General features: G+C 44.0%; 9 protein-coding genes. 5 read left to right on the top strand and 4 right to left on the bottom strand.

The window, feature by feature from the left end; genetic code table 11:
* The first annotated feature begins 128 nt into the window (after positions 1-128).
* The 3 genes from ACAM37_RS05875 to purH all read left to right on the top strand — a co-directional run bounded on the left by ACAM37_RS05875 (position 129) and on the right by purH (position 3622).
* Complete coding sequence (locus ACAM37_RS05875) at positions 129-1307, top strand: DUF3426 domain-containing protein (RefSeq protein ID WP_369625719.1); 1179 nt, start codon at positions 129-131, stop codon at positions 1305-1307.
* Between the two features lie 253 nt (positions 1308-1560).
* Positions 1561-1890 (top strand): helix-turn-helix domain-containing protein, encoded by a 330-nt coding sequence (locus tag ACAM37_RS05880; RefSeq protein ID WP_286130508.1) that lies wholly within the window; start codon positions 1561-1563, stop codon positions 1888-1890.
* Between the two features lie 151 nt (positions 1891-2041).
* Complete coding sequence (purH, locus tag ACAM37_RS05885) at positions 2042-3622, top strand: bifunctional phosphoribosylaminoimidazolecarboxamide formyltransferase/IMP cyclohydrolase (protein ID WP_369625720.1); 1581 nt, start codon at positions 2042-2044, stop codon at positions 3620-3622.
* Positions 3623-3727: 105 nt separating this feature from the next.
* Here the strand turns inward: purH and ACAM37_RS05890 are convergent, their stop codons facing one another.
* The 4 genes from ACAM37_RS05890 to sohB all read right to left on the bottom strand — a co-directional run bounded on the left by ACAM37_RS05890 (position 3728) and on the right by sohB (position 8846).
* On the bottom strand, positions 3728-4816 hold the full coding sequence (locus ACAM37_RS05890) for a type I glyceraldehyde-3-phosphate dehydrogenase (protein ID WP_369625721.1): 1089 nt from the start codon (positions 4814-4816) through the stop codon (positions 3728-3730).
* Between the two features lie 28 nt (positions 4817-4844).
* Positions 4845-6935, bottom strand: a complete 2091-nt coding sequence (locus tag ACAM37_RS05895) for an AAA family ATPase (protein WP_369625722.1) — start codon at positions 6933-6935, stop codon at positions 4845-4847.
* A gap of 134 nt (positions 6936-7069) precedes the next feature.
* Positions 7070-7732 carry a DUF1543 domain-containing protein gene (locus ACAM37_RS05900; protein ID WP_219331126.1) on the bottom strand — a complete coding sequence of 221 codons (663 nt, stop codon included), beginning with the start codon at positions 7730-7732 and terminating at the stop codon, positions 7070-7072.
* Positions 7733-7853: 121 nt separating this feature from the next.
* Entirely contained in the window at positions 7854-8846 is a 993-nt protein-coding gene (gene sohB / locus ACAM37_RS05905) for a protease SohB (protein ID WP_369625723.1), read from the bottom strand.
* A gap of 250 nt (positions 8847-9096) precedes the next feature.
* Between sohB and aspS the strand changes: the two genes are divergently transcribed.
* Together aspS and ACAM37_RS05915 are read left to right on the top strand one after the other, a co-directional pair.
* Positions 9097-10917, top strand: a complete 1821-nt coding sequence (gene aspS / locus ACAM37_RS05910; RefSeq protein ID WP_369625724.1) for an aspartate--tRNA ligase — start codon at positions 9097-9099, stop codon at positions 10915-10917.
* A gap of 22 nt (positions 10918-10939) precedes the next feature.
* Positions 10940-11884 (top strand): lysophospholipid acyltransferase family protein, encoded by a 945-nt coding sequence (locus tag ACAM37_RS05915; RefSeq protein ID WP_369625725.1) that lies wholly within the window; start codon positions 10940-10942, stop codon positions 11882-11884.
* The last annotated feature ends 6 nt before the right edge of the window (positions 11885-11890 follow it).

The raw sequence follows: 11890 nt of genomic DNA on the forward strand, positions 1-11890 counted from the left end.
CCTAGTGAACATAAATTCTAGGAAATTTGTTGACTTTATTTTTTATTCGTCATTAAATGATTTAACACACGACATTATTAACAATCAAAGACGCAAATTAAAAATGCTAAAAGGGAAGTGATGTTGCGATGAATTTGTACAATGCTAAATGCCCAAACTGTCAACACGCATTTAAAATCAATGATGAACAGTTAGCCGTTAAAAATGGGTACGTTCGTTGTTCCTATTGCAAAACCATTTTCTCAGCTACTGAACAGCTAGAACAAAAAAAATTTGCTAACAACAATCCGCTCTCAAGCCCAAACCCTCAGACGCCCTCAGCGCTCATCGATGATAAATCTGAGGAGATTTTATTTGACGATGAGTCAGGTCTTGATGAAGCCGGCAATCTCATTGTCGATGAACCCGTTAAACCCATCTCACCCTATCCCTTGTCACAATCTCATACAAAATCAGCCTATGCTAAATCAAACAGCACCATAGATGACTTAGAGATTATAGACAATTTTGACCAACTACCCATAGCCAAAAATAGCAATCCCAAGGTATTGATTGGCGATGAGGACGCCGTTGAAGCGATAGACCTCGCCCAAGATAACGAGACGTTAGGCGATGAGCAGGCTTGGCTGCTAAGCTTAATGGCACAAGCGGATGACAACGAAGCAGCGGACGACACAGCCGGCGCCAAGCGAAGCATGGATGGGGTGTTTAACACAGATATTTTTGACCAAATTCCGATTGATACTCGTAGTGAGCAACAAGCAGATTTGTTAGCCTATCAACAAAAGATTGATGAACGCTTGTCACAACAAGTTTCCTCGCAGCAATTGGCGAATGCAAAAATTTTTAATATGAGCATTATTTGGGGATTAGGTAGCTTATTATTAGTCTTTTTGTTAGCCGCGCAATATATTATTTTTAACATCGACACCCTAATCACTTCAAAAGCAAACGCGGCCGTGCTCTCAAATATTTGCCATAAAATCCCTGCCTGTCAATTGCCTATCGCTGATACGGGTCTTATTGATGTGCAGATGCTAGCGCTTGCCCCTTCATCAAAACAAGCGGGACAGACTGACGTGGTATTTACTCTGACCAATACCACGGATAATAATATTGTCTACCCAAGTGTTAAGGTTTCACTACGCAGTGGCAACACCATACTCGCGCAGACGCTACTTACCCCTACAGACTATCTAGAAGCGGGTAACAACTATTTGATGCCGCATCAAATAAAACCCGTCAAATTGCGTATTGACTTTCCAAAAACCAAAGTTCAAGCCGCTAATATTGAGCTGATTTATTAAATTTTTTTGGCTTCATTCAATTGATCTTCTTTTTAGCTTCATTCCAATATTGATACACCAAGCCTCTAGTATCTAGTATTTATCGCAGAATTTTACATATTGTAAACAACTTAAGCTTGCTATCAGTTTCATAATTGTTTTAGTATAAGTACTAATAACTTTATTATTCGTCTTGATATTTAAGTTTTATTTAATCTGTTAACTAACGAATTATTCAATAAATTTGTAATCAAATTTAGTTTGAGAATCTGTTATGCCCAATTCTGTTGCTTTACAAAATCGCGCCAAGTATTCCAATATGTCAGATAGCCCATCTAATCCCTACACTACCCATACCCCATCGCAAACTTCTCCTAGCGCAAGCCTAGCTCATCACATTGAGCTTGTGGTACGAGAGTACTTCGATAACTTAAAAGAACAACAACCGACCCAGCTTTATGAGCTTATGTTGTCACAATTTGAAAAACCGCTGATCAGTGTCGTCCTTGAACATACCCGCGGCAATCAAACCAAAACCGCCGAGATTTTGGGACTTAATCGCGGCACATTGCGTAAAAAACTCAAAACCCACCAATTATTATAATTGATAAAAATACCCGCTTTTTTATGATAAGATATCGCCATATTTTGGGATTAATAGAGTCGGGGTATGAAAGCCAATCAGTCAGTTCGCCACAACTGACTTTTTGTTTTTTCTGCACCCAGTGTTTTTTTGTCAACGAGTCGAGTCAATTATGAATCAAGCTTATGCATTGCTCTCTGTTTCTGATAAATCGGGTATTGTGGATTTTGCCAAAGGTCTAATCACCCACGGTTTTCGTCTACTATCCACGGGCGGCACCTACAAACTACTCAAACAACATGACTTAGCAGTGACTGAAGTCGCAGAATACACAGGTTTTGCAGAGATGATGGATGGTCGGGTAAAAACCCTGCATCCAAAAATTCATGGCGGTATTTTAGGTCGCCGCGGCACGGATGATGCTATTATGCAAGAACATGGCATCGACCGCATTGACATGGTGGTTGTCAATCTCTATCCATTTGCCCAAACCGTTGCCAACCCAAATGTCACCAAAGAAGACGCCATCGAAAACATTGATATTGGTGGCCCTACCATGGTGCGTGCCGCGGCAAAAAACCATGACCATGTCAGCATCGTGACTAGCCCCAACGATTATGCAGCAATCTTGGGTGAGCTGACAGCAAACGGTCACATCAGTGATACCACCCGTTTTGATTTAGCGGTAAAAGCATTTGAGCATACCGCACATTATGACGGTATGATTGCCAACTTTTTAGGCAATCGCCTGCAAAGCTTTGAATCGGCTGACCAATTCCCGCGTACCTTTAACGTACAAATGGATAAAGCGCAAGACTTACGCTATGGTGAAAACCCCCATCAACAAGCCGCTTTTTATGTCGAAAAAGCGCAGGTAAATGGTCAAAAAGAAGCCAGTATTGCCACCGCCAAACAATTACAAGGTAAAGAACTATCTTACAACAACATCGCAGATACCGATGCGGCGTTAGAATGCGTGAAATCGTTTGATATGCCTGCGTGTGTCATTGTTAAACACGCCAATCCTTGTGGTGTGGCCGTGGATGCCGATTTAACCCATGCTTATCAAAAAGCCTTTGCCACTGACCCAGAATCGGCGTTTGGCGGTATCATTGCCTTTAACCGTGAGCTGGATATCAAAACAGCAAAAGCGATTGTGGATCAGCAATTTGTTGAAGTCATTATCGCCCCAAGCATTGCCGATGGTGTACTCGATGTCACATCTGCCAAGAAAAATGTGCGCGTGTTAGTCTGCGGTGAATTACCAAACCCAAGTGAGCGCCAAGCCCAGTTTGATTTCAAACGCGTCACCGGTGGTTTATTGGTGCAAGCGCAAGATTTGGGCTTAATTACTTTAGATGATTTAAAAGTGGTGACAAAAGTACAGCCGACTCAGCAACAATTCGATGATTTGCTGTTTACTTGGCAAGTCGCCAAATATGTGAAATCCAATGCGATTGTGTATGCCAAAGATGGGCGTACCATTGGGGTAGGCGCAGGGCAAATGAGCCGTGTCAACTCAGCCCGTATTGCCGCGATTAAAGCTGAGCACGCTGGTCTATCGCCTGTGGGTGCGGTGATGGCATCAGATGCCTTCTTCCCGTTCCGTGATGGTATTGACAATGCCGCAGCGGTGGGGATTAAGGCGATTATCCAGCCAGGTGGATCCATGCGCGATGACGAAACCATCGCTGCAGCCGATGAACATGGCATTGCGATGGTGTTCACCGGTATGCGTCATTTTAGACATTAATTTTTGTTAGGCATAAAAAAGGCGAAACTGACTAGGTTTCGCCTTTTTTAATTGATAATTTTTTTCTTTTTATAGCTTCGTTAGTGTTTATAGCTGAGCTTAGGTTTAGAGTTTGGCTAAGGTTTGGCAAATATCGAGCATGCGATTGGCGTAGCCCCATTCATTATCATACCAAGCAAACACTTTAAATTGCCGCCCCACACTCATGGTCTGTAAGCTATCAATCACCAATGAATGCGCATCATGGATAAAGTCACTGGACACCAATGGCTCATCGCTGTAATCCATGATACCCAATAAATCTTGTTCACTGGCATGTTTTAACAGCTGATTGATAGCGGTGACATCCGTGGCTTTGTCAAAGGTAAATGTCACATCAATTGCCGCGACATCCATGGTCGGTACGCGAATGGAATACCCATTCACCTTGCCTGCCATATGCGGCATCACCCGATTGACCGCAGCGATACTACTTGATGTGGTTGGGATAATGTTATGCCCAGAAGCCCGTGCACGGCGCAAATCACGGTGGACTTGGTCAAGCACAGTTTGGTCAGCGGTCACCGCATGGATTTCGGTCATCATTGCTGATTCGATACCATAGGCATGATGCAATACATATAGTAAAGGTACGAGCGCTTGGGTGGTACACGACACACTGGATAAAATCTTTTTATCACGGCTAAGCTCATGGTCATTGACGCCCACTACGATACTGGCATCTACATGATCAAACGGAGCAGCCCCAATCATCACCTGCTTGGCGCCCGCCATAATATGCTGCGACGCCTGTTCATAGCTGCGAAAATGACCCGTGCTCTCAAGCACCATGTCGATACCCAGTTTTTGCCAAGGTAATTTGCTGGCAATGGGCTGCTGTATCAATACAATTTTTTGCCGAAATTCTCCTTGGCTTAATAGCAAGAAATGCTGTTGTTTTTCCCCCAAATCCACTGTTTTTAATTCAACATGGATATCACTGACCGCCGATAATCGACCATGGGTACTGTCATATTTGAGTAGATGTAGCAGGGTTGCTGGCTCAGCAATATCATTGATGGCGACGATATTTAACGGCTGTAATTGTAAAGGATTTTGACAAAACCGTTCGATATAAGCACGTAACACGTTGCGCCCAATACGACCAAAGCCATTAATAGCGATGTTAAAAGGTTTGATGGTAGAAGCATTCAATCAGGGATATTCCTTACTAGACAAGTGCTCAATTGCCATGCGGTTTTAAAAACAACAAGGCAAGTTTGACATCATTATAAGAATAGGCGTTTCTTAACTCTTCGACAATCGCACGAATTTTGATTTTGCCATCGTTATCTTTATCGCGTTTGTCATCACGTTTGGCTATTTTTTGATACGCCTTATCAATCGGCTGTAGCCATTTGTCCTCAGGTCGTAGATGCGCTATGTTAGCGCGGGGAAAATGCTCAGCAATTTTCTCGATATGTCCCATCACGGTTGATTGGGCTAGATTACGGGCTTGCGCAATTTCTGCAATGGTCAAACTTTCATCCAACAAGGCTTTAGTTTCCAGCACCGTGGGGGTGATAACGCCTGCCGCATCATCCGCCAAAGATTGCAGCTGCTGTACAGCATGGCGACGTTTTTCCATCAGTTTTTGCTGTTGTTTGGCGCGATTTTCATACGCAGCGATTTTTTCTTTATCCAGCGTACCCCGGCATTGAATGATAAATTCACGATGAAGGTCATTGAGCTGTTTTTTACTGCGCGTCAAAAATTCACATTCTTGCTCTGCACTGATCGCTTGAAATCGCTGGTCAGCCCCGCGCGCTAAGGGATCAAGCTGTAAGCTTAATTCATTGACGCCCAGTAATTGTAGTCCAGATAGCTGCTTTAACCGTGATAAAGCCACATAGCCCTGCCCTTTTTCAAAGGTTTTTGACAAATCCACTTCTGCCGCATCCAGCGTCATGCCTTGGCTTTTGTGAATGGTAATCGCCCACGCTAGCGTCAAGGGGATGTGGTAATAGGCAGCCAGTATTTCACCCTCTTCATCATCAATACGCCATGAATCATATTCAGCGATGACTTTGCGGCCGTCATTGAGTTCAACTAAGGGGTAAAGTAACTCGGACAGTTTGTCATCAGCCGTGCCTGTCGCGGCGGTATCATCCTCATCCCTCTCCTCATCCCTGGGGCGAGTTTGTTGTGATTGACCGCCATTGGCTTCATCCAGCAAGTCTGCCATATCGGCTTGTTGTTCTTGTTCGATGGCATCGAGCAAGGCACTTGCATCTGCTGCTAGCGCTTGTTCATCGAGCGGCTCAGATGGGTGATTGTTTGATGGGCTGTTTTTTACTGCGCTATCGTCTGTTTGTTTATTTGGTTGTTTAAGGGTGGTGGCAACAAAATCAACTACCTTGCCCATGGTGCCATTTGAAACATTAAGCTCGGTGTTGTTTTTGATAAACATCACTTTTGCGCCAAGTTTGAGCACGAGTTCTGGGGTATTGCGTACGGATTTTTTTAGCGTTTCTACGAGCTTTTCATCGCCTTCTCCCCAAGCGCGAAAAGTATGCGCCGCTGTGGTAAGTTTACCAAGTTCCTGCTCATTGATGGCTTGCACGTTGACATTATGGGTAAACAGTCGGGTACGGTTGTCGGCTAGCACATGCTCGGCCGTAGCGGTCAAAGCAGGCATGATATGGGGGGTAAACTGCTGGGTACGAATTTGATTTAAAATCGCATTTAAATCCAAACCATAATAGCTGTTGCCTGCCACCGCTGTTTTGTCAGTTTTTTGGCGGTGCTGCTCGGATAAATAGCAAATTTGAAAATCTGCATCCAGCCAAGCTTGCGCCATAAAGGCAAATTTATCGCGGTTGCTCTCATGGGGCTCACCAATCGGCGGCAACTGAAAAAAATCCCCGGCGACCAATAGCTGTATCCCACCAAACGGCAATGTGTTTTCTTTGATGGCTTGTAGCACTTGGTTAATGAGCTCAAATTGCTGTCGATGCAGCATTGAGATTTCATCAATCACCAATACTTTGGTGCGTTCAATGCGCTCCACAACCACCGTGCGTTTTTTGATGCGGGCGATGTCTTTGGCGGTTAACTCATTACTGATACCGATGCCTGCCCAGCTGTGAATGGTCATGCCGTTCATGTGGGTAGCAGCAATACCTGTGCTTGCCGTCACCGCCACCGCCACATCCCTTGCGCGCAAATAATGTAAATACTGATTGATGGTATAGGTCTTGCCCGCCCCTGCTGAGCCTGTTAAAAATACATTTTTACCAGTTTTAAGGATATCAAGGGCGGTGGCTTGTTTCATTGGTTATAAAGAGCTTTTGTAGATAAAAAGAAGGGGTTAAAAAAAGCGAGTTAAAAATGAGCCTACTATAAAGGCAAAGCTTATGAAAGGCAATGATTGACAGCACCAAAATACGCCATCAAACGCTTCACGGGTTAGTCAATCATGGTTTTGATTTGCTTGAGACTTAAATAACCAATATGTAGCGCATCGTCAGGTAACTGATTTTTTTCAGGCTCGGTTAATGGCTGAATGGTTAATGCCACGTCTTTTGGCAGTAAATCGGCCACACAGTGAATATCATCCAAGTCGAGTTGATACTTATCATCTACATGACTGGTTGCCACGCCGCTTTTGGCGGTATCCACATTATCAAATGTATAGTCTTGATAAAATGCCGTTTTTTTAACTTGCGCTGTTGCTTTACCTAGCGTCTCAGCTACCACAAGTGTTTTATAATGGAATTCTTCAAATTGACCCGGTAGATAACCGCCTAAATTGACAAAATAAAGTTGTTTGCCGTGACTATCTAATTTGTTATCTACCCTATCATCTGCAAATATGTTATCTGCAAGCGCGTTATCTTTTGACAATCCATCCTTTGACAAGCTATCTGTCGACAACAAAATTTGATAATCACCCACCCGCTTCACTTCTCGCCATGCGTCTAAGTGCCAGTTGTTTTTGACTGCCGGCCAGTGCTGATTGACACTCTCAATTGTTTCACTTAGGCTATTTGCAATCACAAACATCACATCATGCTGTTCAATGAGTCGTCCTGGGGGACGCGCCCCGATTTTTAACATAAATAGTTTCATAGTTATACGCCCAAATGTTTCGCCATTAAAAAGTTAAAAACCTGCCAAGCCTCATAGGTTTTCGTCACGGGTTTTTGTCACAGGTTTTATCACCACAGGTTTTTATTATTTTATCTTACGGTTATTTTTTAACCATCGGCATTTTAGCGCTTTCTAACTTTGCCAACGCATCTGGTAGTTTATCAATCGCCGTCGCTACCACCGCTTGTGCCGCTTGCGAGATGCCTAGCTTTTGCGCGATGGTCGGTTTTTGGCGAGATTGAATGGCATACAATTCGCTATTTGTCATTTTTTCTAAGATATAACTGTCCGATGTTTGCAGGGCATCGACCAAATTGCGCGTTATCGCATCTTCACCGTACCAATGCTCACCGGTTGCCACTTGTTCAACATCCAAATTTGGACGGTATTTACGCACAAAGTCTTTAAATAGTTTGTGCGTTTCTTCCAGTTCTTGCTGGAATTTTTGTTTGTCTTCTTCGGTATTTTCACCAAACACGGTTACCGTGCGTTTGTATTTACCTGCGGTAAATACTTCGACATCGATGTCATGTTTTTCTAATAAATCATGAAAATTAGGCACTTGTGCCACCACACCAATCGAGCCCACCACCGCAAATGGCGCCGCCAAAATTTTATCAGCCACACACGCCATCATATAGCCACCACTGGCGGCGACTTTATCAATACAAACCGTTAAGTGTAGCCCTGCTTCTTTGATACGTGCCAACTGGGCGGCAGCGAGGCCATACGCGTGTACCATGCCACCTGAGGATTCAAGGCGCACAATGACTTCATCTTCAGCTTGCGCGACCGTCAATAACGTGCTGATTTCTTCACGCAGTTGCTGTACTTCAGTGGCTTTGATATCGCCATGAAAATCTAGCACAAAACAATTTTTGTTGGCGGTTTTATTTTTAAACATACCAAATTTTGAGGGGGTTTTTTTGGTATTGTCTTTTTTCGTCAAGTCTGTCAATGCGCGGCTGATGAGTGATGTTAACCCTTTATCATCCACCATTTGCAATTGTAATTGTTGTTTGCGCTGGGCTTTGACTTTATTTAAATGGGTGACTTTCATTTCAAGCGGATGTTTGGCGTTTTGAAATAGCATAATAACTCTCTAATTAAGGGCTCTAATTAAGGAAAAAATTGACACAATGGGTTTTATATAGCGTTTATTTTGCTGTTTTCAATCGCTTATCCACACAATATTCGCGAAATGTCTGTGACAGGCATGGCTAGTAGAGATGCATGATAAACCGTGTTTCATATTGTGAAATTTGAGTAAACAAGGCATAATATTCGTTTATAAAAATTTTTGCTACTTCGTACATTACGAAAAATATTGGGATTGCTTCATTATGATGCGTACACACTATTGCGGGCTTGTCACCGAAAACTTAAACGACCAAACCATCACTATTTGCGGTTGGGTGCATCGTCGCCGTGACCACGGTGGGGTTATTTTCTTGGATATGCGTGACCGTGAAGGCCTACTGCAAGTGGTCATCGACCCAGATACCCCAGAAGCATTCGCTACAGCAGATAGCGCGCGTTCTGAATATGTGCTCAAAATTACCGGTCGTGTGCGTCAGCGTTATGCCGGTACTGAAAACAAAAACATGACCAGCGGTCAAGTGGAGTTATTGGCCAAAGATATCGAAACAATCGCCACTTCTGAGACGCCGCCATTTCCCCTCAATGATGAGTTTACCAACGTTTCTGAAGAACTGCGCCTAAAATATCGCTTTTTAGACATGCGCCGTCCAGAGATGCAAGAGCGTATGAAGTTTCGTGCCAAAGCGACATCAACCATTCGCCGTTACCTAGATGACCAAGGTTTCTTGGATGTAGAAACCCCTATCTTGACCCGTGCCACCCCAGAAGGCGCGCGTGATTATTTGGTACCTAGCCGCGTGTCAAATGGTGAGTTTTATGCCCTACCACAGTCGCCTCAGCTATTTAAACAGTTATTGATGGTGGCAGGTTTTGACCGTTATTATCAAATTGCTAAATGTTTTCGTGATGAAGACTTACGTGCTGACCGCCAGCCAGAATTTACCCAAATCGATATCGAAACCTCATTCTTAAGTGATGAAGATATCATGAACATTGCCGAAGGATTAACAAAAGACTTGTTCAAAACCATGATGAACATTGAATTTGATACCTTCCCGCGTATGACATACGCAGAAGCCATGCGTGATTATGCGTCTGACAAGCCAGACTTGCGTATTCCTATGAAGTTAATTGACGTAGCTGATATCATGCAGTCTGTGGAATTTAAAGTATTCTCAGGCCCTGCCCAAGACCCAAAAGGTCGTGTGGTGGCGCTTCGTGTGCCACAGGGTAGCGACCTTACCCGTAAACAAATTGACGAATATACTAAATTTGTCGGCATCTATGGCGCAAAAGGTTTGGCTTATATCAAAGTCAACGATGTGAGCAACATCAACAACGGTGTCGATAAAGAATCAGGCCTGCAATCACCGATTATCAAAAACATGACCGATGAAGTATTGGTCGAGCTGATTAAACGTACTGAGGCGCAAACCGGTGATATCATATTCTTTGGCGCGGATAAAGCCAAAGTCGTTAATGATGCCATGGGTGCGCTGCGTGTCAAATTGGGTCTGGACCTAAATATGCTAACCTGTGAGTGGGCGCCGCTTTGGGTGGTGGATTTCCCAATGTTTGAAGAAACCGACAGTGGTGATGGGCTGGGGGGTAAATGGACGTCGGTTCACCATCCCTTCACCAAGCCAAAAGGCACGGTTGAAGCGATGAAAAACAACCCAGAAACCGCGCTGTCTATCGCTTATGACATGGTATTAAACGGTACTGAAATCGGTGGTGGTTCACTGCGTATCAATACTTTGGATATGCAAAAAGCGGTATTTGAAGCCTTGGGTATTTCTGAAGCCGAAGCCGAAGAGAAATTCTCATTCTTACTTAACGCGCTAAAATACGGTGCGCCACCGCACGGTGGTTTGGCATTCGGTCTTGACCGGTTAATTATGCTAATGACAGGCTCACAATCGATTCGAGACGTCATCGCCTTCCCAAAAACCAAAACGGCTGAATGTCCGCTGACTGAAGCCCCTGCGCCTGTGGATGGCAAACAACTGCGTGAATTGGGTATCCGTATACGCGAAAAAGACAGTAAAGCGCCACAATCTTAATCAAGGTCACACCTTTAATTAGATGAATGCCTTTACTCTCCTCAAATATGTGCCAATGTGGATGCTATATCTATTGGCACATATCGCAAGCTTTATCATTTCACTTCGTTGTGACAAAAGTATCATGAAAACGGTAGATACTAACTTACGACTTGTCTATCCTGAACTCACCGAAACCCAGCGTGACCAGCTTGCCAGAGCCTGTATTGCCAATCAAAGCAAAAACATGGTGGAATCGGCTAAAAGCTGGGCAATGCCACCTACGTGGTCGGTTAAACAAATCCATACCGTACATCATCAACAAGTTTTAATGCACGGCTTACAAAATCCCAATGGCATGCTTGCAATTGTGCCGCATTTGGGAACATGGGAAATCATGAATGCGTGGCTCAACCAGTTTGGCGCACCCACCATCATGTATAAACCCGTCAAAGGTGAACAAGCCAATCAGTTTGTGCTGCAAGGGCGTCAGCGCCTAAACGCAACTTTGGTACCAACCGATGCGACTGGGGTCAAAGCGATTTTTAAAACCCTAAAAGCAGGCGGTTTTAGTATCATATTGCCTGACCATGTCCCTGACCCATCTGGCGGTGAAGTGGTGCCGTTTTTTGGCATTCCGACATTGACCAGTACCTTAGCTAGCAAATTAGCCAGTAAAACCAAATGTAGCTTGGTAGGTTTGACCTGTGTACGCCGTGACGATGGTCAAGGCTTTGATATTTATTGTGATGAGCTAACTGACCCCGCCTTGTATGATAAAAACATGGTGACAGCAACAACCGCGATGAACCACGCCATCGAGCGGATGATTGGCCGTTTCCCCAGTCAATACATGTGGGGCTATAAGCGCTTTAAACGTGTGCCAGGATTTCCCGTTATTTATAATGCCAAACCATCCATCGCATTAGCGGTTCGCCAGCGTTATCCAAAACTTAGCAATCATGATATTATCAATTCGCTTACTTAATATGAT

The sequence above is a fragment of the Moraxella sp. K23 genome, assembly GCF_041154765.1.
Classification (GTDB): Bacteria; Pseudomonadota; Gammaproteobacteria; order Pseudomonadales; family Moraxellaceae; genus Faucicola; species Faucicola tetraodonis.